The 21,026-nt window shown below is 73.1% G+C and carries 22 protein-coding genes; 11 read left to right on the top strand and 11 right to left on the bottom strand.

Annotated elements, in window-relative coordinates; genetic code table 11:
• Nucleotides 1-57 precede the first annotated feature (57 nt).
• The 5 genes from ACFZP7_RS06370 to ACFZP7_RS06350 all read right to left on the bottom strand — a co-directional run bounded on the left by ACFZP7_RS06370 (nt 58) and on the right by ACFZP7_RS06350 (nt 3,934).
• The gene (locus ACFZP7_RS06370) at nt 58-477 is read right to left on the bottom strand and encodes a molybdopterin-binding protein (protein WP_385634059.1); all 420 of its coding nucleotides are present in this window, start codon (nt 475-477) and stop codon (nt 58-60) included.
• A gap of 27 nt (nt 478-504) precedes the next feature.
• Nucleotides 505-1,683, bottom strand: coding sequence for an ABC transporter ATP-binding protein (locus ACFZP7_RS06365; protein WP_385634058.1), 1,179 nt, complete (start codon nt 1,681-1,683; stop codon nt 505-507).
• The gene (locus tag ACFZP7_RS06360; protein ID WP_385634057.1) at nt 1,680-2,489 is read right to left on the bottom strand and encodes an ABC transporter permease; all 810 of its coding nucleotides are present in this window, start codon (nt 2,487-2,489) and stop codon (nt 1,680-1,682) included. The genes ACFZP7_RS06365 and ACFZP7_RS06360 overlap by 4 nt, the downstream gene beginning before the upstream one ends.
• Nucleotides 2,486-3,340: a molybdate ABC transporter substrate-binding protein gene (gene modA, locus ACFZP7_RS06355; RefSeq protein ID WP_385634056.1), complete on the bottom strand. Its 855-nt coding sequence runs from the start codon at nt 3,338-3,340 to the stop codon at nt 2,486-2,488. Before modA ends, ACFZP7_RS06360 begins: the two co-directional genes overlap by 4 nt.
• 198 nt (nt 3,341-3,538) lie before the next feature.
• Entirely contained in the window at nt 3,539-3,934 is a 396-nt protein-coding gene (locus ACFZP7_RS06350) for a molybdopterin-binding protein (RefSeq protein ID WP_046249298.1), read from the bottom strand.
• Nucleotides 3,935-4,246: 312 nt separating this feature from the next.
• Between ACFZP7_RS06350 and kdpF the strand changes: the two genes are divergently transcribed.
• The 4 genes from kdpF to ACFZP7_RS06330 are packed head-to-tail and all read left to right on the top strand — an operon-like array spanning nt 4,247 to nt 8,767.
• The gene (kdpF, locus tag ACFZP7_RS06345; RefSeq protein WP_009326374.1) at nt 4,247-4,336 is read left to right on the top strand and encodes a K(+)-transporting ATPase subunit F; all 90 of its coding nucleotides are present in this window, start codon (nt 4,247-4,249) and stop codon (nt 4,334-4,336) included.
• Nucleotides 4,337-4,344: 8 nt separating this feature from the next.
• Complete coding sequence (gene kdpA / locus ACFZP7_RS06340; RefSeq protein WP_031020774.1) at nt 4,345-6,006, top strand: potassium-transporting ATPase subunit KdpA; 1,662 nt, start codon at nt 4,345-4,347, stop codon at nt 6,004-6,006.
• Entirely contained in the window at nt 6,006-8,093 is a 2,088-nt protein-coding gene (gene kdpB, locus ACFZP7_RS06335; protein WP_385634055.1) for a potassium-transporting ATPase subunit KdpB, read from the top strand. Before kdpA ends, kdpB begins: the two co-directional genes overlap by 1 nt.
• A gap of 5 nt (nt 8,094-8,098) precedes the next feature.
• The gene (locus ACFZP7_RS06330) at nt 8,099-8,767 is read left to right on the top strand and encodes a potassium-transporting ATPase subunit C (RefSeq protein ID WP_385634054.1); all 669 of its coding nucleotides are present in this window, start codon (nt 8,099-8,101) and stop codon (nt 8,765-8,767) included.
• A gap of 154 nt (nt 8,768-8,921) precedes the next feature.
• On the opposite strand, the gene ACFZP7_RS06325 is transcribed toward ACFZP7_RS06330, so the two are convergent.
• Nucleotides 8,922-9,125: a DUF5999 family protein gene (locus tag ACFZP7_RS06325; RefSeq protein WP_029393806.1), complete on the bottom strand. Its 204-nt coding sequence runs from the start codon at nt 9,123-9,125 to the stop codon at nt 8,922-8,924.
• A gap of 274 nt (nt 9,126-9,399) precedes the next feature.
• Nucleotides 9,400-9,984, bottom strand: a complete 585-nt coding sequence (locus ACFZP7_RS06320) for a hypothetical protein (RefSeq protein ID WP_046250091.1) — start codon at nt 9,982-9,984, stop codon at nt 9,400-9,402.
• Between the two features lie 547 nt (nt 9,985-10,531).
• Between ACFZP7_RS06320 and ACFZP7_RS06315 the strand changes: the two genes are divergently transcribed.
• Both ACFZP7_RS06315 and ACFZP7_RS06310 read left to right on the top strand, forming a co-directional pair.
• Nucleotides 10,532-12,049: a glutamate-cysteine ligase family protein gene (locus ACFZP7_RS06315; protein ID WP_019327614.1), complete on the top strand. Its 1,518-nt coding sequence runs from the start codon at nt 10,532-10,534 to the stop codon at nt 12,047-12,049.
• A gap of 110 nt (nt 12,050-12,159) precedes the next feature.
• Complete coding sequence (locus ACFZP7_RS06310; protein ID WP_030976271.1) at nt 12,160-12,987, top strand: CPBP family intramembrane glutamic endopeptidase; 828 nt, start codon at nt 12,160-12,162, stop codon at nt 12,985-12,987.
• A gap of 54 nt (nt 12,988-13,041) precedes the next feature.
• On the opposite strand, the gene ACFZP7_RS06305 is transcribed toward ACFZP7_RS06310, so the two are convergent.
• Nucleotides 13,042-13,851 (bottom strand): PhzF family phenazine biosynthesis protein, encoded by an 810-nt coding sequence (locus tag ACFZP7_RS06305; RefSeq protein WP_385634053.1) that lies wholly within the window; start codon nt 13,849-13,851, stop codon nt 13,042-13,044.
• Nucleotides 13,852-14,038: 187 nt separating this feature from the next.
• Between ACFZP7_RS06305 and ACFZP7_RS06300 the strand changes: the two genes are divergently transcribed.
• A complete protein-coding gene (locus ACFZP7_RS06300) occupies nt 14,039-14,695 on the top strand; it encodes a PadR family transcriptional regulator (protein WP_385634052.1) in 657 nt (218 codons plus the stop codon).
• A 61-nt stretch (nt 14,696-14,756) separates the two neighbouring features.
• Here the strand turns inward: ACFZP7_RS06300 and ACFZP7_RS06295 are convergent, their stop codons facing one another.
• Entirely contained in the window at nt 14,757-14,924 is a 168-nt protein-coding gene (locus tag ACFZP7_RS06295; RefSeq protein ID WP_019327610.1) for a hypothetical protein, read from the bottom strand.
• A 219-nt stretch (nt 14,925-15,143) separates the two neighbouring features.
• Here ACFZP7_RS06295 and ACFZP7_RS06290 point away from each other — a divergent pair, with 219 nt between their 5' ends.
• From ACFZP7_RS06290 to ACFZP7_RS06280, 3 genes are all read left to right on the top strand, one after another.
• Nucleotides 15,144-15,686 carry a Clp protease N-terminal domain-containing protein gene (locus tag ACFZP7_RS06290; RefSeq protein WP_193516063.1) on the top strand — a complete coding sequence of 181 codons (543 nt, stop codon included), beginning with the start codon at nt 15,144-15,146 and terminating at the stop codon, nt 15,684-15,686.
• A gap of 46 nt (nt 15,687-15,732) precedes the next feature.
• On the top strand, nt 15,733-16,737 hold the full coding sequence (locus tag ACFZP7_RS06285) for a DMT family transporter (protein WP_019327608.1): 1,005 nt from the start codon (nt 15,733-15,735) through the stop codon (nt 16,735-16,737).
• A gap of 187 nt (nt 16,738-16,924) precedes the next feature.
• On the top strand, nt 16,925-17,869 hold the full coding sequence (locus tag ACFZP7_RS06280) for a DMT family transporter (RefSeq protein WP_019327607.1): 945 nt from the start codon (nt 16,925-16,927) through the stop codon (nt 17,867-17,869).
• 86 nt (nt 17,870-17,955) lie between these two features.
• On the opposite strand, the gene ACFZP7_RS06275 is transcribed toward ACFZP7_RS06280, so the two are convergent.
• Nucleotides 17,956-18,642 carry a pyridoxamine 5'-phosphate oxidase family protein gene (locus tag ACFZP7_RS06275; RefSeq protein ID WP_019327606.1) on the bottom strand — a complete coding sequence of 229 codons (687 nt, stop codon included), beginning with the start codon at nt 18,640-18,642 and terminating at the stop codon, nt 17,956-17,958.
• Nucleotides 18,643-18,677: 35 nt separating this feature from the next.
• Here ACFZP7_RS06275 and ACFZP7_RS06270 point away from each other — a divergent pair, with 35 nt between their 5' ends.
• Nucleotides 18,678-20,015 (top strand): aminotransferase class I/II-fold pyridoxal phosphate-dependent enzyme, encoded by a 1,338-nt coding sequence (locus tag ACFZP7_RS06270; protein WP_385634051.1) that lies wholly within the window; start codon nt 18,678-18,680, stop codon nt 20,013-20,015.
• Here the strand turns inward: ACFZP7_RS06270 and ACFZP7_RS06265 are convergent.
• Complete coding sequence (locus ACFZP7_RS06265) at nt 20,006-21,025, bottom strand: DMT family transporter (RefSeq protein ID WP_385634050.1); 1,020 nt, start codon at nt 21,023-21,025, stop codon at nt 20,006-20,008. The two genes, ACFZP7_RS06270 and ACFZP7_RS06265, sit on opposite strands and share 10 nt — an antisense overlap.
• Between the last annotated feature and the right edge of the window lies 1 nt (nt 21,026).

The raw sequence follows: 21,026 nt of genomic DNA, 5'->3' as shown, positions 1-21,026 counted from the left end.
CCGAGGCCCCGCCCGGACCCGCAGGGGGACCGGGCGGGGCCTCGACCGTCTTCGTGGTCACACCGTGGCCAGGGAGACCTCCGTCGACTTCACCAGCGCGACGACCGGGGCCCCGACGGCGAGACCGAGGTCGTCGGCGGCGTCCCGGGTGATGGCCGCGGTGAGTTCGGCGCCCTCGACGGCGACCTGGACGGACGCCATCGCCGCGCCGGTGCTCAGGGCGGTGACCGTGCCCGGGAGCCGGTTGCGGATGGACAGGCCCTCGACGCGGCCGGTGGCCAGGGAGACCTCCGTCGACTTCACCAGGGCGTGGACGGCGGTCCCGGGGGCCAGCGCGAGGTCGTCGGCGGCGTCCCGGGTGATCGCCGCCGTGACGTCCTGGCCGCCCGAGAGGCGGACCCGGACCGTCGCCATCGCCTCGCCCGAGGTGACGGTGGTGACGGTGCCGGGGAGCTGGTTGCGGATGCTCAGGCTCATGGAGGGCACGGTAGCCCGGCGAGGGCGTCATGCCGGGTATGCGTGCGTCTGCGTCGCCTTGACCGTCGCCCACACCGGTGCCCCCGGGTGGAGGCCGAGTTCGGCGGCGGCGACCGTGGTGAGGTCGGCGGCCAGCGGGAGTTCGCCCGTCAGGTCCGCGCGGATCTGGTCGCCGTGGGGCTCCAGGCCCGCGACCTCGCAGCGCCACAGGTTGCGCGCGCTGGCGCCCTCGGGGCGTTCCCCGTACAGGGTCACGGCACTCGGCGGGAAGGCCACGAAGACCGCCCCGGAGAGGTTCTCGGTGGTGGTGATGGCCGGGCCGGCGTCCAGGCGGACGGTGTGGCCGTCGGCGTGCCCGCGGTAGAGGTTCAGGCCGACCAGCCGGGCGATGTAGTCCGTGCGCGGCCGGCGGGCGATGTCGCCGGGGGCGCCCTCCTGCACGACGCGACCGTGCTCGACCACGACCAGCCGGTCGGCGAGCACCATGGCGTCCAGCGGGTCGTGGGTCACCAGTACGGCGACGGCCTCGAACTCGGCCAGGTGACGGCGGAGCTGGGCGCGCACCTCCAGCCGGGTGCGGGCGTCCAGTGCCGCGAGGGGCTCGTCCAGGAGGAGCAGCCGGGGGTGCGTGGCGAGGGCCCGGGCGAGCGCGACGCGCTGGGCCTGGCCGCCGGAGAGGCGGCGGGGCTTGGCACCCGCGTGCTCGGCCAGGCCCATGCGGTCCAGCCAGCCGGCGGCCAGCGCACGGGCCTGTGCCTTGCTCGCACCCCGGCAGCGCGGCCCGAACGCGACGTTGTCGAGCGCGGACAGGTGCGGGAAGAGCAGGTAGTCCTGGAAGACCACGCCGACCGGCCGGGATTCGGGGGGCGTGCGGTCCAGGTCGGTGCCGCCCAGGCGCAGGTGGCCGTCGCCGAGCGGCACGAGCCCGGCCAGTGCGCGCAGGGCGGTGGTCTTGCCCGCTCCGTTGGGGCCGAGCAGCGCGACGACGTCGCCGGGTGCGGCGGTCAGCGTGACGTCGAGCCGGAAGGTGCCGCGGTCCACGACGAGCCGGGCGTCGAGGCCACCGTCGGGACAGCGGCCGCCGGGCGGCTCCGTGACGGCGGGTTCTCGCGCGGGGACGGTCCGTCCCGCGCCGGTGGCGGGTCCGCCGGTATCGTTCATGTCGCCCTCGTCCGGTCCGCCGGACGCCTTCGCCCGGCCCGTCATGACGCCCTCATCCAGCGGTCCCGCAGCCCGGCCAGCACGGCGATGGAGACGGCCAGCAACACCAGACTGAGGGCGATCGCCGCCGCCGGGTCGTTCTGCAGGGCGAGGTACACCGCCAGCGGCATGGTCTGGGTCCGGCCCGGGAAGTTGCCCGCGAAGGTGATCGTCGCCCCGAACTCGCCCAGTGCCCGCGCCCACGCCAGCACGGCGCCCGCCGCGATGCCCGGCGCGATCAACGGCAGCGTGACCCGGCGGAAGGCGGTGAAACGGGAGGCGCCCAGCGTCGTGGCGGCCTCCTCGAAGCGGGGGTCGGCCGCACGCAGGGTGCCCTCGACGCTGATCACCAGGAACGGCATCGCCACGAAGGTCTCGGCGAGCACGACACCCGTCGTCGTGAAGGGCAGGGTGATCCCGAACCACGCGTCCAGCCACTGCCCGACGACGCCGTTGCGGCCGAACGCCAGCAGGAGCGCCACGCCGCCCACCACCGGGGGGAGGACGAGCGGCAGCGTCACCAGCGCCCGTACGAAGCCGCGGCCGGGGAACTCGGTGCGGGCCAGCAGCCAGGCCAGGGGCACGCCGACGACCAGACTCAACACGGTCGCCGAGGTGGCGCACAGCAGCGACAACCGCAGTGCCTGCCACACCTCCGGGCTGGTCAGCTGGTCGGGCAGATCGCGCCACGGAGCGCGGACCAGCAGCGCGACCAGCGGCAGCAGCAGGAAGGCCAGGCCGGCGAGCGCGGGCACCAGCAGCGGGACCGGCACCGTGCGGGTGCCGGACCGGCGGGGGCCGTGCTTGGTCATGGCGTGCCGAACCCGGCGTCCGTCAGCACCCGTTGCCCCTCGGCGGACTTCACCAGCGCGACGAACGCCTTCGCCGCGCCCGGGTTGGGCGCGTCCTCGAGGACGGTGATCGGGTAGTCGTTGACGGCCTCGGCCGCCTCGGGGAAGTCCACGCCCGCCACCTTGCCGCCGGCCGCCCTGACGTCGGTCCGGTAGACGAGGGCGGCGTCGGCCTCCTTCAGCTCGACCTTCGTCAGGGCGGCCTTGACGTCCTGCTCGTAGGAGACCGGGGTGAGGTCGAGACCGCCGGCCGCCAGTGCCTTCTGTGCCGCGGCGCCGCACGGCACGCTCTTGTCGCACAGCACCACCTTGAGGCCGGAGGCGGTGAGGTCCTCCAGGGAGGAGATCCGCTCGGGGTTGCCCGGCAGGGTGGCGATCTCCAGCCGGTTGCGTACGAAGGTGGAGGGTTCGCCGGCCGCGGCGCCGGCGTCGGTGACGGTGGCCATCGTCTTCGGGCTGGCGGAGGCGAAGACGTCCGCCGGGGCGCCGCTGGTGATGCCCGCGGCCAGGGAGTCGCTGCCGCCGAAGTTGAAGCTGACCTCGGTGCCCGGGTGCCGCTGCTCGAACGTCTCGCCGAGCTTCGTGAAGCTCTCCTTGAGCGAGGCGGCGGCGAAGACGGTGACCTGGCCGGAGACCTTCGACGAGGACCCGGCCGAGCCCGCGTCCTCGTCCGCGCCCGAGGACGACGAACAGGCGCTCAGGGTCAGCAGCACGGCGGCGCCCGCGCCGCTCACTCGCAGACTCCGGCGGATGCCGCCGCTCACTCGCAGACTACGGCGGATGCGGCGGGTCCTGGGCACGGAACGGGTCATCACGGGGCCACTCCCTCTGCGTCCTGGGCAGGAGCCCGGCAGGCCCGGTGACCGTGACCGGACGCACGGCGGACTCCCCGTTGCGTCGATCATACTGGCGCATCTGCCAGGTGTAAGTCTGCTGTGTCATCGCATGAGCGAGCCTCATGCGCCGAACACCTTGCATGTGCGTTCGTACAGCACGCCTCGGGCCGCGGGTCAGGTCCTGTCGACATGGACGTTCGTCGACTTCACGCGGGCCGTGGCCTCCATGCCGACCTCCAGGCCGAGTTCCTCCACCGCCTCCCGGGTCAGAAGGGAGACCAGGCGGTGCGGGCCGGCCTGGATCTCGACCTGTGCGGCCACGTCACCGAGCTTGATCGCCGTGACGATGCCGGGGAACGCGTTGCGCACCGAGGTGTGCGGCGTTTCCTCGTCGGTGCCCGCGGAACGGGCGAGTTCGACCGAGAAGGCGGCCAGGTCCCGCCCGTCGACCAGGCGCCGTCCGCCCTCGTCGCGGTGGGTGGTGATCCGGCCCGCGTCGGCCCAGCGGCGGGCGGTGTCCGGGCTGACGCCGAGCAGCCGCGCCGCCTGGCCGATCGTGTAGGACTGCATGCCGGTCACGATAGGGCCCGGGTGCGAGTGCGGTGGTCAGGGGGCGACCGTGGGCGGGGCGCGGTGCCGCGCGGTGGGCGCCGGAACGCGTCGCACGGGAGCGCCGTAAGAGAACCGTCAAAGGCGCGCAGACCACCGTATGGGACCCGTCAACAGCGGGCGTATCCGGTCACTTCCGGGGGTTTGCTCGAAGCGTCCTAGTCGCAACCGAACCTCACTCCAGGAGCTCACGATGGCCGACCTGGCCTTCGTCGTCGCCACGATCGCGGTGTTCGCGCTCGTGGCTCTCGTCGCCAAGGGGGTGACGAAGCTGTGACCGCCGAGAACGTCGTCGGCCTGGTCGTGGCCGTCGCCCTGCTGGGTTATCTCGTCCTCGCCCTGATCTTCCCGGAGAGGTTCTGAGAACTGACATGGGTCCCGTAACCGCCGGCGTGCTCCAGGCGCTGGCCCTGATCGGCGCACTGGCGCTCGCGCACATTCCGCTGGGCAACCACATGGTCCGGGTCTACACCTCCCCCCGCCACCTGCGGATCGAGAAGTGGATCTACCGGGGCATCGGCGCCGACCCGGACACGGAGATGCGCTGGCCCGCCTATCTGCGCGGCGTGCTCGCCTTCTCCTTCGCCGGTGTCCTCTTCCTCTACCTGCTCCAGCGCCTCCAGGGCGTCCTGCCGGGCTCGCTCGGCTTCGACTCCGTCGCCCCGGCGCAGGCCTTCAACACCGCCGCGTCCTTCGTCGCCAACACCAACTGGCAGTCGTACTACGGCGAGCAGACGATGGGGCACGTCGTGCAGACCGCCGGTCTCGCCGTGCAGAACTTCGTCTCCGCGGCGGTCGGCATGGCGGTCGCCGTCGCCCTCGTCCGCGGATTCGCGCGGGCCCGCACCGGCGAGCTGGGCAACTTCTGGTCGGACCTGGTGCGCGGGGTCACCCGGGTGCTGGTGCCGCTGGCCGTCGTCGGGGCGCTGATCCTGGTCGCCTGCGGGGTCGTCCAGAACTTCTCCGGGATCCACGAGGTCGGACAGTTCACGGGCGGCGTTCAGCAGTGGAACGGCGGGGCGGTCGCCTCGCAGGAGGTCATCAAGGAGCTGGGCACCAACGGCGGCGGGTACTTCAACGCCAACAGCGCCCACCCCTTCGAGAACCCGACGCCCTTCAGCAACCTGTTCGAGATCTTCCTGATCCTGCTGATCCCCGTCGCCCTCACCCGGACCTTCGGCCTGATGGTCGGCTCGGTGCGCCAGGGCTACGCGATCCTCGCGACCATGGCCGCCCTCTGGATCGGCTTCGTCGCGCTGATGATGTGGACCGAGTTCGCCCACCCGGGCCCCGCTCCGCAGGCGGCCGGCGGCGCGATGGAGGGCAAGGAACTGCGCTTCGGGATCGGCGGCTCGTCGCTCTTCGCGGTGACCACGACGCTCACCTCCACCGGCGCCGTCAACTCCTTCCACTCCTCGTACACCGGGTTCGGCGGCGGTATCACCATGCTGGGCATGATGCTCGGGGAGATCGCGCCCGGCGGCGTCGGCTCCGGGCTCTACGGCATGCTGATCATGGCGGTCGTCGCGGTCTTCATCGCCGGACTCATGGTCGGGCGGACACCGGAGTACCTGGGCAAGAAGATCGGCCCCCGCGAGATCAAGCTGGCGGCCTTGTACATCCTGATCACCCCGGCCCTGGTGCTGGTGTTCACCTCGCTCTCCATGGCCCTGCCCACGCCGCCCGACTCGATGCTCAACCCCGGCGCCCACGGGTTCTCCGAGATCCTCTACGCCTTCACCTCCGCCGCGAACAACAACGGCTCGGCCTTCGCCGGGCTGAACGCCGACACCGACTGGTTCAACACCACCACCGGCCTCGCCATGCTGCTCGGCCGCTTCCTGCCCATGGTCCTCGTCCTGGCCCTGGCCGGTTCGCTGGCCGCACAGCAGCCGGTGCCGGCCACCGCGGGCACCCTGCGGACCGAGAAGCCGATGTTCAGCGGCCTGCTGGCCGGCGCCGTCCTGATCATCGTCGGGCTCACCTACTTCCCCGCGCTGGCCCTGGGCCCGCTGGCCGAAGGGCTCGCCTGATGACCACCCGCGTACAGGAGCACGAGGACGCCATGTCCGCAGCCACCACCCCAACCGCCTCCGCACCCTCCGGCGCCGGGGTCCTCAAGCCCGCGCAGCTGCTCGCGTCGCTGCCCGAGGCGTTCCGCAAGCTCGACCCCAGGGTGATGGTCACGTCGCCCGTGATGTTCGTGGTGTGGATCGGCTCGGTGCTGACCACGGTCTTCTCCTTCAAGGACCCCGGGGACTGGTTCGGCTGGACGATCAGCGCCTGGCTCTGGCTCACCGTGCTCTTCGCCAACCTCGCGGAGGCGGTCGCCGAGGGCCGGGGCAGGGCGCAGGCCGACACGCTCCGCAAGGCCAAGACCGACACCGTCGCCCGCCGCGTCGACGGCGGCACCGTCCCCGGCACCGCCCTGCGCGTCGGTGATCTGGTGGTCTGCGAGGCCGGGGACGTCATCCCCGGGGACGGCGACGTCGTCGAGGGCGTCGCGTCGGTCGACGAGTCGGCGATCACCGGCGAGTCGGCCCCCGTCATCCGTGAGTCCGGCGGTGACCGCAGCGCCGTCACCGGTGGGACCAAGGTGCTCTCCGACCGCATCGTCGTCCGGATCACCACCGAGCCGGGCAAGACCTTCATCGACCGGATGATCAGCCTGGTCGAGGGCGCGGCACGGCAGAAGACGCCGAACGAGATCGCGCTGAACATCCTGCTGGCCTCGCTGACCGTCGTCTTCCTGCTGGCCTGTGCCACCCTGCCGTCCTTCGCCGACTATGCGGGCGCCCGTCTGACGCTGGTGGTGCTGGTGGCCCTGTTGGTGTGCCTGATCCCGACCACGATCGGCGCCTTGCTCTCCGCGATCGGCATCGCGGGCATGGACCGTCTGGTCCAGCGCAATGTGCTGGCCATGTCGGGCCGTGCCGTCGAGGCCGCCGGTGACGTCTCCACGCTGCTGCTGGACAAGACCGGCACCATCACGCTCGGCAACCGGCAGGCGGCGGCGTTCGTGCCGGTGCGCGGCACCACCGAGGCCGAGGTGGCGGACGCGGCGCAGCTCTCCTCGCTGGCCGACGAGACGCCCGAGGGCCGCTCGGTCGTCGTGCTCGCCAAGGAGAGGTACGGGCTGCGCGAGCGGCACCGGGGGGAGCTGGCCGGCGCGGAGTGGATCTCCTTCACGGCCCAGACCCGCATGTCCGGCGTGGACGTCGACGGCCGGCGCATCCGCAAGGGCGCGGCCGGCTCGGTGACCGCCTGGGTGCGCGAGCGCGGCGGGGAGGTCGCCGAGGACACGGAGCGGCTGGCCGACGGCATCGCCGAGGCGGGCGGAACGCCGCTGCTGGTCGCCGTGGAGGACGCCGACGGCGCCCGGATACTGGGCGTCGTCCACCTCAAGGACGTCGTCAAGCACGGCATGCGGGAGCGGTTCGAGGAACTGCGGCGCATGGGCATCAAGACCGTCATGATCACGGGCGACAACCCGCTGACGGCCAAGGCGATCGCGGACGAGGCGGGCGTCGACGACTTCCTCGCGGAGGCGACGCCCGAGGACAAGATGGCCCTGATCAAACGGGAGCAGGCGGGCGGCAAGCTGGTCGCGATGACCGGGGACGGCACCAACGACGCGCCCGCGCTCGCCCAGGCCGACGTCGGCGTGGCGATGAACACGGGCACCTCGGCGGCCAAGGAGGCCGGCAACATGGTCGACCTCGACTCCAACCCGACCAAGCTCATCGAGATCGTCGAGATCGGCAAGCAGCTCCTCATCACCCGGGGCGCGCTCACCACGTTCTCCATCGCCAACGACGTGGCCAAGTACTTCGCGATCATCCCGGCGCTGTTCGCGGCGGTCCACCCCGGCCTCGACAAGCTCAACATCATGCGCCTGTCCTCGCCGGACTCGGCGATCCTCTCGGCGGTGATCTTCAACGCGCTGATCATCATGGTGCTGGTGCCCCTGGCCCTGCGCGGCGTGCGGTACCGGCCGATGAGCGCGGACCGGATGCTGCGGCGCAACCTCGCGGTCTACGGCCTCGGCGGCCTGGTCGCCCCCTTCGTCGGCATCAAGCTCATCGACCTGCTCCTGTCCCTCATTCCCGGAATCGGTTGACCGCCATGAACAACTCGGTATCGAACACCGCCCGGTTGCTCGGCGCCGGACTGCGCGCCCTGCTCGTGCTGACCGTGGTGACGGGTGTCCTCTACCCGCTCGCGGTCACGGGTGCCGCCCAGGCCCTCTTCCGCGACCGGGCCAACGGCTCGCGGGTGGAGGCGGACGGCCGCGTCGTCGGCTCCTCGCTGATCGGCCAGTCCTACACCCTGCCGCCGGCGCCGGGGCAGGAGACGCCGGCGCCGGATCCGAAGTGGTTCCAGGGTCGCCCCGCCGACGGGCTGGGGGAGAACACCCTCAACACCCGGTACCGGCTGCTGCTGTCCGGCGCCACCAACCTGGCCGCCGACAACCCCGAACTGGTCGAGCGGATCAGGGCCGCGCAGACGGCCGTCATCGAGGACAACTCGGTGCCGGGCCACACCGTCGAGCGGTCCGACGTACCCGCCGACGCGGTGACCTCCTCGGGCTCGGGACTGGACCCCCACATCTCCCCGGCCTACGCCGAACTGCAGGTCCCGCGGGTCGCCCGGAACAACGGCCTGCCCGTCGAACAGGTCGGGAAGCTGGTCGAGGAGCACACCGAGGGCCGCACCCTCGGCTTCCTCGGCGAGCCGAGGGTGAACGTCCTGGAACTGAACATCGCCCTCGAGGAGCTGGCCTCCCGGAGCTGAGGGCGGGTGACCGCGCCGGAGGCGGCCCGGGGTACGGGCCACCTCGCGCGGTGACCGGCCGCGGACGCACGTCGGGGCCGGCGCGCGGACCGCACGTCCGCGGGCCGGCCCCTCGGTTCGCCGGGCGGAGCGGTGCCCGCCGCCCGGCCGGTGCTCAGGCGGCGGTCGTCAGACCCGCACCGAGGGGGCGGTGCGGCGCGATGACCCGGCCGTCCGGCAGGAGCTCACCGGTGTCCTCGAACAGGACGACGCCGTTGCACAGCAGGCTCCAACCCTGCTCCGGGTGGTGCGCCACGAGGCGGGCGGATTCCCGGTCGGCGGAGTCGGCTGAGGGGCACGGTGGCTGGTGCTGACACATGAGTGGGGTCTCTCGGTCTGTCGTGACGGGTGAGTGTGCTGTCTTGTCTGTCCCGCGGCGTGAAACGTCGTTCATGGCCGCCCCCCGTTGTTTCGGTCGGTCCGAACCAGTGTTGCCCCACGGGCGTCGTTCCGCAGGGATTTCGCGGCACCGCTTCTCACAGGTTGATGACGCGTCACCCGCGCGGACGGTTCATCCCAACTGCACTGTCCCTTCGGGTGGTTCGGCATGGCCGAATGGGGCTAGTCCGCGCGGGTGGGGTGACCAGGACCGGTCAGACGGGCGAGCGCAGCAACCGCGTCGGCGCCACCCGGTGCGTGAGGACCGGCAGCAGGTCGGCGACCCGGTGCGGCAGGTGGGCCGCGATGCCGGGAGGCGCCGGTGCCAGCGGCACCAGCAGATCGGTCGCCGCGGGGTGCCCGGCGGCGGCGTCCGCGGCGGTGTCGCCGTGCAGCCACAGCGTCAGCATGTACAGGCCGGGGACCGACAGCAGTCGCGGCTGGTACGCCTGGGGAACCGACTCGGCCTGGCGCAGCGCGCGCTCGGTCGAGGTGACGTACGGGCCTTCGAAGAAGCGCGAGAAGGCCCAGCCGTCCGGTGTCAGCACGGTCTCCGCCGCCGCCACGGCCCGGTCGCCGCAGCGGATCAGGAACCGCCACCCGGTCAGACGGGTCGCCGTCACGCCCTCCGGGGTGAGCCGCTCCAGCACATGTACCGGCAACGGGAGTTCGGGCGTGGTGGGTCCCTGCGCGCGCAGCAGCGAGGGCGTCCGGGCCTCCCGGACCGCGGTCGGAGAGGAGAGGGCGGTGAGGACGGTGCGCAGGGCGGGCGCGGGGGCCGGCGGGACATGCAGGGGCATGATGGGTCGCCTCTCATTCGAAGGCAGGGTGGCGCGAGGGCGGGGCGGACGACGCTGTCGGCTCACGGGGCTGGGGGAGGCAGGGGCCGGGGTCCGGAAACCGAGAAGTGGGTGGGACCTGTCGCGCCTCGACCGGCGGCAGGATCCATCGACCGTGGGCGCCGGTCATCTGCCTGTCAGCGGAGTTTATACGACATGTGTTCAGACTGTGTTTCCGCTAGCCGATTTCGGTAACCCGTTCAAGCTTGTATCCGGCCGCCGATATGCGGGAATCCTCCGGATTTCGAACCGGGTGTGCGACGGTGACCTCGGGGAATGCGCGCCGAGCGGTCGGCCGATTGTCATCGGCGTTTTTCACGAGTTACCGGGCCGGGAAACTGCTGGAGGTGCCATGCCCGGTGAATGTGCCAGCGGTCACATCGGCACAGCGTAGCGGGTGCCGGGCCGCCGCGACGACGTTATCGATCGCTTCGGCTGGGCATCATCCATCCTGACCGGTCGCCGGCGACCGGATCTTCGACGCACCGCTCCGAGAAGGGAAGCCTCCATGGGGGAGAAGGTCGTGGCAGGTCAGTTCGACCTGTCCGATCGCCAGCGCTACCGCGAGAAGCTCCAGCGGTGCCTGACCGGCCTGGAGCGACTGCTGGCGGAGAAGCGGTTCGACCGCCCGAAGAACCTGATGGGGCTGGAGATCGAATTGAATCTCGTCGGTACCGACGGGATGCCGAAAATGTTGAATGCGCAAGTCCTGGAACGCATCGCGAGTCGCGACTTCCAAACGGAACTCGCGATGTTCAACCTGGAAGTGAACATCGCGCCCCACCGGCTGGGCGGCCGGGTATTCGATCGTCTCGCCGAGGAGATCCGTACGTCCCTGGCATATGCGGACCGCAAGGCCGGCGAGGTGGACGCGGGAATCGCGATGATCGGAATCCTGCCGACGCTGGACCGCGACGACCTCGTCTCGTCGAACCTTTCCGCCGTCGACCGCTACGCCTTGCTCAACGAGCAGATCGTGGCCGCCCGCGGCGAGGACTTCACCCTCGACATCGAAGGTGTCGAGCGCCTGACCTGCACCTCCAAGTCCATCGCCCCGGAGGCGGCCTGCACCTCGGTGCAACTGCACCTCCAGGTCACCCCCGACCGCTTCGCCGCCGTGTGGAACGCCGCCCAGGCGGTCACCGCCGCGCAGATCGCCGTCGGTGCCAACGCGCCCTTCCTGTTCGGCCGCGAGCTGTGGCGGGAGTCCCGGCCCCCGCTGTTCCAGCAGTCCACCGACACCCGCCCGCCCGAGCTCCAGGCCCAGGGCGTCCGCCCGCGCACCTGGTTCGGCGAGCGGTGGGTCACCTCGGCGTACGACCTCTTCGAGGAGAACCGGCGCTACTTCCCGGCCCTGCTGCCGATCTGCGACGACGAGGACCCGCTGGAGGTCCTGGACGCGGGCGGCGTGCCCTCGCTCTCCGAACTCGTCCTGCACAACGGCACCGTCTACCGCTGGAACCGCCCCGTCTACGACATCGCCGACGGCGTGCCGCACCTGCGCGTGGAGAACCGCGTCCTGCCGGCCGGCCCCACCGTCACCGACGTCATCGCCAACGCGGCCTTCTACTACGGCGTGGTGCGGGCGCTCGCCGAGGAGCCCCGGCCGCTGTGGCACCGGCTGCCCTTCGAGGCCGCCGCGGCCAACTTCGAAGCCGCCTGCCGGCACGGCATCGACGCCCGCTTCGAGTGGCCCCGGCGCGGCCGGCTCGGCGGGACCACGGAGGTCGACGCCGCCGTCCTCGTCCGCGACGAACTGCTGCCGCTCGCAGAGGCCGGTCTCGACGCGTGGGGTGTGGAGCCCGCCGACCGGGACTTCTACCTCGGCGTCATCGAGGAGCGGTGCCGTCGCCGGGTCAACGGCGCGTCCTGGCAGGCCGCCACCTTCCACCGGGCACTGGAGGCGGGCCTGTCCCGGGAGGACGCGCTGGCCGCCACCACCCGCCGCTACGTCGAGCTGATGCGCGAGGGCGACCCCGTGCACCTGTGGCCGGTGGGCCTGCCGGAGCCGGCGACGACGGGCTGAGGGCCCCGGGCCGCCGCCTCGCCGCACGCGGACACCGGGCCCGCACCCCGCCGCGCACCGCCCCATACTGATCGGGCAAGCTGTGACGTCCCAGCTGGAGGCAGGTGTGCATGGCGGAGGCGGGCCCGGTGGACGATTCCTTCCCTCGACAGGCGGCGCACGGGGAGCCGGCTCCCCAGGAGCGGCCGTCGCGACGCACGCTGCGTGACGAGACGCTGCTCGTCCTGGCGCTCTCGCTCGGCGCGAGCGGGGTCTCCGCCCTGATCAGCTTCGTCGGCTCGGTCACCCGCCCCGGCGGGCTCAAGGACCAGGCGGCCACCCTCAACTCCTCCGCCGCGCCCGGCCGTCCCTGGCTGGACCTCGCCTGGCAGCTCTTCGGGATCACCACGGCCCTCGTCCCGGTCGCCCTCGTCGCCCACTTCCTGCTGCGCGAAGGGCAGGGCCTGCGCACCCTCGGCTTCGACCGCACCCGTCCGTGGCCGGACCTGGGCCGCGGTGCCGTGATCGCGGCCGTCATCGGCAGCACCGGCATCGCCTTCTACCTGGCCGCCCGGGGACTCGGTTTCAACCTCACCGTCGTTCCCGAGGCGCTTCCGGACGTCTGGTGGAAGTACCCGGTGCTGATCCTCTCGGCGGCGCAGAACTCCGTCCTGGAGGAGGTCATCGTCGTCGGCTATCTGCTGCGGCGGCTCGACCAGCTCGGCTGGAGTCCCGGCGCCTCGCTGGCGGCCAGTTCGGTGCTGCGCGGGTCGTACCACCTCTACCAGGGCATCGGCGGCTTCATCGGCAACATGGTCATGGGCGTGGTGTTCGTGTACCTGTACCGCCGGTGGGGACGCGTGGGCCCGCTGGTGGTGGCGCACACGCTGCTCGACATCGGCGCCTTCGTCGGCTACGCGCTGCTCGCCGGGAAGGTGGACTGGCTGCCGACGGCCTGACGCCGCTTCGGTGGAGGGGCGCACCCTGCTGGGCGGCCGCGCCCCTCCACCGGTTCAGGCCAGCAGTTCTCCCTCGATCACCGTCACCGCGCGGCCGCACAGCAGGGTGCGCTCGCCGCGCAGTTCGGTGCGGACCCGGCCGGAGCGGGGCGAGGCCTGGAGCCCGGTGAGGTCCGGACGGCCCAGGAGCCCGGACCAGTAGGGGGCGAGGGCCGTGTGGGCGCTGCCGGTGACCGGGTCCTCGTCGATGCCGACGTTCGGGAAGAAGCACCGGGAGACGTAGTCGTAGCCGCGGGCGGGGTCCTCCGCGCGGGCGGTGGCGATGATGCCGCGTTCGGAGTGGGCGGCCAGGGCCCTGTGGTCCGGGGTCAGAGCGCGCACGGTCTTCTCGTCGGCGACCTCGACCAGCAGGTCCCCGAGGTTCGGTCCGGTGTCGAGGACCGCGCGGGGCTCGGCGCCGAGTGCCTCGGCGACCCCCGCCGGGGCGTCGACCGGGGTGAGCGGCGCGGTCGGGAAGTCCAGGGTGATCGAGCCGTCCGCGGCCGGTGACGCGACGAGGACGCCGCTGCGGGTGGCGAACCGCACCGGCCCCTCGTGAGCGCCGGTGGTGTGCAGGACGTGGGCGGTGGCGAGGGTCGCGTGGCCGCACATCGCGACCTCGGTGGCCGGGGTGAACCAGCGCAGCGCCCAGTCGGCCTCGCCGCCGGCGGGCAGCCGGTGGGCGAACGCGGTCTCGGCGTGATTGACCTCCAGGGCGACCTGCTGGAGCCGGTCGTCGTCCGGGAACGCGTCGAGGAGCAGGACTCCGGCGGGGTTGCCCGCGAAGGGCCGGTCGGTGAAGGCGTCGACGATTCGGATGCGCATGCCCCGACGCTAGGCGCTCGCCGGAGCGGTGGACCAAGGCCAATCCCGAAGTTCTGGACCGATGCCCGGGGAACGCTTGCCGACCGACAGCTTCCGATATATCGTCGAGGCATCGGGATGGTTCGCGATTGGTTCGCGAAAGATCGCCGACTGAAACGACGAAGAACACATGGATGGAGTGATCGTCATGAACACCCACGGATACGAGCGTGGACACGGTGGGCACGGCCGCGGCGAGGCCGGCCCCTTCGGTCGCGGTGGCCGCGGCGACTTCGACGGCCGGCGCGCCGCCTTCGGCCCCTTCGGACCGGGCGGCCCCGGCGGCGGCCCCGGCGGCCTCTTCGGACCGGGATTCGGCCACGGGGGGCCCTGGGGCGCCCGAGGGCGCGGCGGACCCAGGGGCAGGGCCCGGCGCGGAGACGTACGGGCATCGATCCTGGCCCTGCTGAGGGACCGGCCGATGCACGGTTACGAGATGATCCAGGAGATCGCCGAGCGCAGCGGCGGGGCGTGGAAGCCCAGCCCCGGCTCGGTGTACCCGACCCTTCAGCTCCTGGAGGACGAGGGCCTGATCGCCAGCGAGAGCGAGGGCGGCAAGAAGCTGTTCGCGCTCACCGAGGCCGGCCGCGCCGCCGCCGAGGAGGGCCCCGAGGCTCCCTGGGAGGAGGCTTCGCGGGGCGTCGACTGGGAAGCCCTGAGCGAGGTCCGGCAGGCCGGGTTCGGGCTGCTGGAGGCGTTCGGCCAGGTCTGGAAGACCGGCAGCAAGGAGCAGCGGGAGAAGGCGCTCACCGTCATCGGCGACGCCCGCAAGAAGCTGTACCTGATCCTCGCCGACGAGGACTGACCGCCGGTCTCCCCGGTGCCCCGCGGATCCCTTCCGCGGGGCACCTCGGCGTCCGGGCGGCTCAGCGCAGGCGCCGTATCACCGCCGCGTCGAAGAGGTCCCAGGCGCGCGGGAGGGCGCTCTCGTCGTGGCAGTGCCACGCCTCCCAGAACAGATCGGCGAGCAGTGCTTCCTCGGGTGCGTACACCCGGTACACGTACTCCCTGCCGTCGACGGCGGGGAGGGACACGAGCCAGCAATCGCTCCTCATACCCCTGTCGGACCCGCGACGGCACGGATGGGTTGCCCCCGTGGGGCGCGGCAAGGCGGCGCGCCCCGAGAAGGGCGAAACGGCTTGATCTCATCCGTAAGGAGGAGATTCCGGCCGAGCGCGTCCACTCGGCGTGGGACGCCGAAATGCTCCCCTCCGGGGATGCTCCGGGCCCGTGCGGCTGATGAGCTAGGGGTTGTGCAACCCCGTATCCCCCGGCAGTCGGCCGGCGAGCAAGACCCCCGGCCCCCGGTCGGCACCGACGCCGATGACCGGTTCGGCCCGGAACTGGCGCCGGTGGTCACGGGCGCCCGCCGCCGAGCGGTGCGGGACGGCGACCGGCAGATCGACACCGCCCACCTGCTGCACTCACTTCTGGAGCACGACGCCGACGCCCGGGCCGTCCTCGGCGACGGCCCTCGGATCGCCCGGCTGCTCGGCTACCTCGTGCAGCGCAGCATCGGCTACGGCCTGCGCTGGCAGAGCGCCGTGGAGGACTCCGGCGCCGTACCCGTGGTGCCCGGGGCCGCCGGCTTCTCACCGCTGGCCGCTGCCGCTATGGAGGACGCCGGCGAGCGGGCCGCCCGGCGTGGACGGGACCGGGCCGGCGGCCTCGATCTGCTCGCCGCCCTCGTCGCCGACCCGCAGGCGCGCGCCGTGGAGGTGCTGGCCCGCGCCGCGATCGAACCCCGCGCGGTCCTCGCCGGGGTGACGGAGCACCAGGGCACGTCCAGTCGGTGAGACAGGTGTCAATGGGGATGACGCTCATGTCATCCCCTGTCATCATGTGCCGGTGCATACGTCTGACAGCGCCCGCGGCAGCAGCGGGAAGGGAGCCGGGCTCGGTCTGGCGCTCGCGTCCGCGGTCGCCTTCGGCGGGTCCGGGGTCGCGGCCAAGCCGCTGATCGAGGCGGGACTGGACCCGCTCCACGTGGTCTGGCTGCGCGTGGCCGGGGCGGCGCTGGTGATGCTGCCGCTCGCCGTGCGCCACCGCGCGCTGCTGCGCAGCCGGCCGGCCCTGCTCGCCGGGTTCGGCCTGTTCGCCGTGGCCGGGGTCCAGGCCTGCTACTTCGCGGCGATCTCCCGCATCCCCGTGGGGGTCGCGCTGCTCGTCGAGTACCTGGCGCCGGCGCTGGTGCTCGGCTGGGTGCGGTTCGTGCAGCGACGGCCGGTGACACGGGCGGCGGCGCTCGGGGTGGTCCTCGCGGTCGGCGGCCTGGCCTGTGTCGTGGAGGTCTGGTCGGGACTGCGCTTCGACGCCCTCGGGCTGCTGCTCGCGCTCGGTGCCGCCTGCTGCCAGGTCGGCTACTTCGTCCTGTCCGACCAGGGCAGCGACGCCGGCGAGGAGGCACCCGACCCCCTCGGCGTCATCGCCTACGGTCTGCTCGTCGGCGCTGCCGTGCTCACCGTCGTGGCCCGCCCCTGGTCGATGGAGTGGTCCGTCCTCGCGCACAGCGCCCCCATGGACGGGACTCCCGTCGCCGCCGCCCTGCTGCTGGCCTGGATCGTGCTCATCGCCACCGTGCTCGCCTACGTCACCGGCGTGGTCGCCGTGCGCCGCCTGTCGCCGCAGGTCGCCGGTGTGGTGGCCTGCCTGGAGGCCGTCGTCGCGACCGTGCTGGCCTGGGTGCTGCTCGGCGAGCACCTGTCCGCCCCGCAGATCGTCGGCGGCGCGGTGGTCCTGGTCGGCGCCTTCATCGCGCAGTCCTCGACACCCGCCAAGGGCTCCGCCGCCCCGGTGGCGAGCGGCGGACCGGAACGGGAGTTGTCCGGCCGCGGCACGGCGACCTAAGGTACGGATCATGCACTCCGACGCGCTCGTCCTCCCGCCTCCGGCCGCCTGAGGCGGGCCCTGTGACCAGTCCGGCGCGAGACCGCCGGGCCGGTCGGTGCTGCCCGCAGACGCAGTCCACGCGCCCCCGGTCGTCCCGGGGCCGCTCACCACTCCCGCGCCCCGTGCGCGTCTGCGGAGAGAAATCGTGTCGAATGCCGTTGCCGGCCTGCCCGTCGGGCGTGGCCTCCTCTATCTGATCGTCGCCGGTGTCGCCTGGGGCACCGCCGGTGCCGCCGCCTCGCTGGTCTACCGGGCCAGCGACATGGGGCCCGTCACCCTGTCGTTCTGGCGCTGTGCGATCGGGCTCCTCCTGCTGCTCGCCGCCCGCCCGCTCAGGCGCCGCCGCGAACGCCCCGCCGTGCGCGAACCGTTCGCCCGCAAGGCCCTGCGCGCCCTCGTGACGGGGCTGGGCCTCGCGGTGTTCCAGACCGCCTACTTCGCCGCGGTGCAGTCGACCGGCCTGGCGGTGGCCACCGTCGTCACGCTCGGCGCGGGCCCGGTGCTGATCGCGCTCGGCGCCCGCCTCGCGCTCGGGGAGCACCTGGGCCTGGGCGGAGTCACGGCCGTGGCCGGGGCGCTCGCCGGGCTCGCGGTGCTCGTCCTCGGCGGCGGGGGAACCACCGTGCGCCTGTCCGGGGTGCTCCTCGCGTTGCTGTCCGCGGCCGGGTACTCGGTGATGACCCTGCTCACCCGCTGGTGGGGACGGGACGGCGGGGCGGACGCGGCCGGTACGTCCGTCGGCGCGTTCGCCGTGACCAGCCTGTGCCTGCTGCCGCTCGCCCTCGCGGAGGGGCTGGTCCCGCACACTGCGGACCCGGCCCGGCTGCTGTGGCTCCTGGCGTACGTCGCCGCCGTGCCGACCGCCCTCGCCTACGGGCTCTACTTCGCCGGCGCCGCCGTCGTCCGGTCCGCCACCGTCTCCGTGATCATGCTCCTCGAGCCCGTCAGCGCGGCGGCGCTCGCCGTGCTGCTGCTCGGTGAGCACCTCACCGCGGCGACCCTCGCCGGCACGCTGCTGATGCTCGGCTCGGTGGCGGGGCTCGCGGTGGCGGAGACCCGGGCGGCGAGGACCCGGCCGGCCCCGGCGTGACCTCCGGCCTCCCTCCCGCCGGGTGAGTCTCCTCGCCCGGCGGGAGCGGGGGCGCGCGGTCGTACGGCGGGGCCCGGACGGACGGGTCAGCGCACCGCCAGGTAGTCCGGCAGTCCGGTGCCGGCCGCGAGGCCGGGGTCGGCGACCGGCGCGTCGTAGCCCTTGCGCAGCGGAAGGAGACCGGCCCAGTGCGCGAGGCCGAGGTCCTCGGGCTCGTCGTTCACGCCCCCGGTGCGCAGCTTGGCGGAGACCTCGTCCAGGTCCAGGCGGATGACGGCGGTGGCGGCCAGTTCCTTCTTGTTGGCGGGCCGCGAGTCCCGGGACCGCCCAGGGACGACCTGGTCGACCAGCGCGTCCAGGGCCGTGCGCTTCTCCTGCGGGTCCGTCACCTCGTACGCGGTGCCGTGCACCACCACCGACCGGTAGTTGATCGAGTGGTGGAAGGCCGAGCGGGCCAGCACCAGCGCGTCCACGTGCGTGACCGTCAGGCAGACCGGCAGCCCCGGGTCGGCGGCGCCCGTCATCCGCAGCGGGCGCGAGCCCGTCGAGCCGTGCACGTAGAGCCGTTCGCCGATCCGGCCGTAGAGCGTCGGCAGCACCACCGGGGCGCCGTCGCGGACGAAGCCGAGATGGCAGACGTAGCCCTCGTCGAGTATCGAGTGCACCAGCTCCTTGTCGTAGGACGCCCGGTCGGCGGAGCGGGTGGGGACGGTGCGGTCGGTGGGCGGGTAGGTGGAGCCGGGCTGTGGCTGCGTCCGCGTGGTCCCCTGCATGGCGCTCTCCATTGCACTAGTGCATAATTGGCTTTGTGCTAGGAGAATATCTGATCACGGGGCGGGGCGCAGCGGAGATTTCCGCGAGCGTGGAGCGCGCGGTGGGCTCCGGCGAGCTGGAGCCGGGCCAGGCGCTGCCGCCGATGCGGGAGCTGGCCGAGCGGCTGGGGGTGAACCCGAACACGGTCGCCGCCGCCTACCGCACGCTGCGCGAGCGCGGGGTCATCGAGACGGCCGGGCGCCGGGGGAGCCGGGTGCGCGCGCAGCCGGCCACCACCGGACGCGACTTCATCCAGGTCGACGTGCCGGAAGGGGTGCGCGACGTCTCCGACGGCAACCCCGATCCGGCGCTGCTGCCGCCGCTGGGTCCCGCCTTCGCCGCGGCGGCCGAGCAGGGGGACCGGGAGCCGGTGCTGTACGGCAGTTCGCCCGTGGAGCCGGACCTGCTGCGCCTCGCCCGGGCCGAACTCGACGCCGACGGCGTGCCGGACAGGCCCCTGGCCGTCACGTCCGGGGCGCTGGACGCGATGGAGCGGGTCCTCGCGGCGCACCTCAGACCGGGCGACGCCGTCGCCGTCGAGGACCCGTCCTGGGGCAGCCTGCTCGACCTCGTCCCCGCGCTCGGCCTGCGCACGGTCGCCGTCGGGGTCGACGACGAGGGGCCGCTGCCCGACGACGTACGGCGGGTCCTCGCGGCCGGCGCCCGTGCCCTGGTCGTCACGGACCGCGCGCAGAACCCCACCGGCGCCGCGCTGAGCGCCCCGCGCGCCCGCGCCCTGCGCGCCGTGCTGCGCGACCACCCCGACACGCTGCTGATCGAGGACGACCACGGCCACCGCATCGTCGACCTGCCCCTGCATCCCCTCGCCGGTACGACGCACCACTGGGCCTTCGTCCGCTCCGCCGCCAAGGCCTACGGTCCCGACCTGCGCCTCGCCGTGCTCACCGGGGACTCCGTCACCCTCGACCGGGTGCGCGGGCGGCAGCGGCTGGGCCCCGGCTGGGTCAGCCGCGTCACCCAGCGCGCCGTGGTCCGGCTGTGGGCGGACGGCTCGGTAGACACGTCGGCGGTGGCCGCGGCGTACGGGAGGCGTCGGGAGGCGCTGATCGGCGCGCTCGCCGACCGCGGGATCGCCGCGTACGGACGCAGCGGCATGAACGTGTGGATCCCGGTGCCGGACGAGACCGGCGCCGTCGCCCGCCTGCTGCAGGCGGGCTGGGCCGTCGCCCCCGGCGCCCGCTTCCGCCTGGGTACGCCGCCCGGCGTCCGGATCACCGTGTCGACCCTGGGGGAGGAGGACATCGGGCCGCTCGCGGAGGCGGTCGCCTCGGCGGTGGGGCCCGGGGCGGGACGGCTGCGCAGTCACGTCTGACGCAAGGGCCGCCCGTCGTGCCCGGCTGCCTGAGCCGTCGCCTTCTGGCGCTCCGCCCGGCGCTCCGGGGGCCGGGGCGGCTGCTTCCCGGCCTCTGGGGCCGTCCGCGGCCGGGACTGGGTCAGCGCCGCGCCCGCCAGGACGATCGCCGCGCCGACCGGCGTCGACCAGGACAGGGACTCGCCGAGGACCACGACACCGGCGGCCGTGGCGATGACGGGCGTGAAGTACGTGACCATCTGGGCCGTCGTCGGCCCGACCTCGGCGACCAGGGCGTACTGCAGCAGGAACGCGAACCCGGTGCCGAGGGTGCCCAGCGCCGCGACCGCCAGCACCGGCACCACTGGGAAGCCGGCCGGCATCGAGGTGAACAGCGGTGTCACCACCGCCAGTTGCAGCGTGGCGAGGCCCAGTTGCGCTCCCGTCAGCGAGAGGTGGGAGTGGCCGGAGCCGGCCAGCGTGCGGCGGACGTAGATCCAGCCGATCGGATAGCTGAGCGAGGCCAGCAGCGCCAGCGCCGTGCCCGTGACGTCCAGGCCGTCGAAGCCCTGCCAGACCCCCAGGACCGTCAGGACGCCGAGGAAGCCGATGCCGAGGCCCGCCACCCGTCGCCGCGTCGGCCGGTCCTCCGACAGGGCCACCAGCGACAGGGCCATGCCCCACAGCGGCGAGGTCGCGTTGCAGATGCCCGCGAGGGACGACGGAATGGTCAGCTCCGAGAAGGCGAACAGGGAGAACGGCAGCGCGTTGAGCAGGAGACCGGCGACCGCCAGATGCAGCCAGGTCCACGCCCCGCGCGGCAGCCGCTCCCGCTTCACCGCCATCGCCACGGCCACCACCGCCGTGCCGAAGACCAGCCGCCCCAGGGTGACCTGGAAGGGGGCGAACGCCTCGGTCCCCACCTTCATGAAGAGGAAGCTGAAACCCCAGACGAGGGAGAGGAGCCCGAAGCGCAGCCGCCAGTCGACGGTGCGGCGGACCGGGAGGGAGGAGAGGACACCGCTGCTCATG

Origin of the sequence: Streptomyces sp. SudanB5_2050, assembly GCF_964272335.1 — a bacterium.
GTDB classification, from domain to species: Bacteria; Actinomycetota; Actinomycetes; order Streptomycetales; family Streptomycetaceae; genus Streptomyces; species Streptomyces rochei.
The sequence above is the reverse complement of the archived record's forward strand: the minus strand, read 5'-3'. Positions and strand labels throughout refer to the sequence as shown.

Excerpts from the sequence above, each read along its gene's own strand:
- kdpA (WP_031020774.1), top strand. The coding sequence starts at position 4,345 with ATGGGTCCCGTAACCGCCGGCGTGCTCCAGGCGCTGGCCCTGATCGGC.
- ACFZP7_RS06275 (WP_019327606.1), bottom strand. The coding sequence starts at position 18,642 with ATGCAGGGGACCACGCGGACGCAGCCACAGCCCGGCTCCACCTACCCG.
- ACFZP7_RS06330 (WP_385634054.1), top strand. The coding sequence starts at position 8,099 with ATGAACAACTCGGTATCGAACACCGCCCGGTTGCTCGGCGCCGGACTG.
- ACFZP7_RS06360 (WP_385634057.1), bottom strand. The coding sequence starts at position 2,489 with ATGACCAAGCACGGCCCCCGCCGGTCCGGCACCCGCACGGTGCCGGTC.
- ACFZP7_RS06365 (WP_385634058.1), bottom strand. The coding sequence starts at position 1,683 with ATGACGGGCCGGGCGAAGGCGTCCGGCGGACCGGACGAGGGCGACATG.
- ACFZP7_RS06305 (WP_385634053.1), bottom strand. The coding sequence starts at position 13,851 with ATGCGCATCCGAATCGTCGACGCCTTCACCGACCGGCCCTTCGCGGGC.
- ACFZP7_RS06370 (WP_385634059.1), bottom strand. The coding sequence starts at position 477 with ATGAGCCTGAGCATCCGCAACCAGCTCCCCGGCACCGTCACCACCGTC.
- ACFZP7_RS06325 (WP_029393806.1), bottom strand. The coding sequence starts at position 9,125 with ATGTGTCAGCACCAGCCACCGTGCCCCTCAGCCGACTCCGCCGACCGG.
- ACFZP7_RS06265 (WP_385634050.1), bottom strand. The coding sequence starts at position 21,025 with ATGAGCAGCGGTGTCCTCTCCTCCCTCCCGGTCCGCCGCACCGTCGAC.
- ACFZP7_RS06315 (WP_019327614.1), top strand. The coding sequence starts at position 10,532 with ATGGGGGAGAAGGTCGTGGCAGGTCAGTTCGACCTGTCCGATCGCCAG.
- ACFZP7_RS06320 (WP_046250091.1), bottom strand. The coding sequence starts at position 9,984 with ATGCCCCTGCATGTCCCGCCGGCCCCCGCGCCCGCCCTGCGCACCGTC.
- ACFZP7_RS06350 (WP_046249298.1), bottom strand. The coding sequence starts at position 3,934 with ATGCAGTCCTACACGATCGGCCAGGCGGCGCGGCTGCTCGGCGTCAGC.
- ACFZP7_RS06310 (WP_030976271.1), top strand. The coding sequence starts at position 12,160 with ATGGCGGAGGCGGGCCCGGTGGACGATTCCTTCCCTCGACAGGCGGCG.
- modA (WP_385634056.1), bottom strand. The coding sequence starts at position 3,340 with ATGACCCGTTCCGTGCCCAGGACCCGCCGCATCCGCCGTAGTCTGCGA.
- kdpB (WP_385634055.1), top strand. The coding sequence starts at position 6,006 with ATGACCACCCGCGTACAGGAGCACGAGGACGCCATGTCCGCAGCCACC.
- ACFZP7_RS06300 (WP_385634052.1), top strand. The coding sequence starts at position 14,039 with ATGAACACCCACGGATACGAGCGTGGACACGGTGGGCACGGCCGCGGC.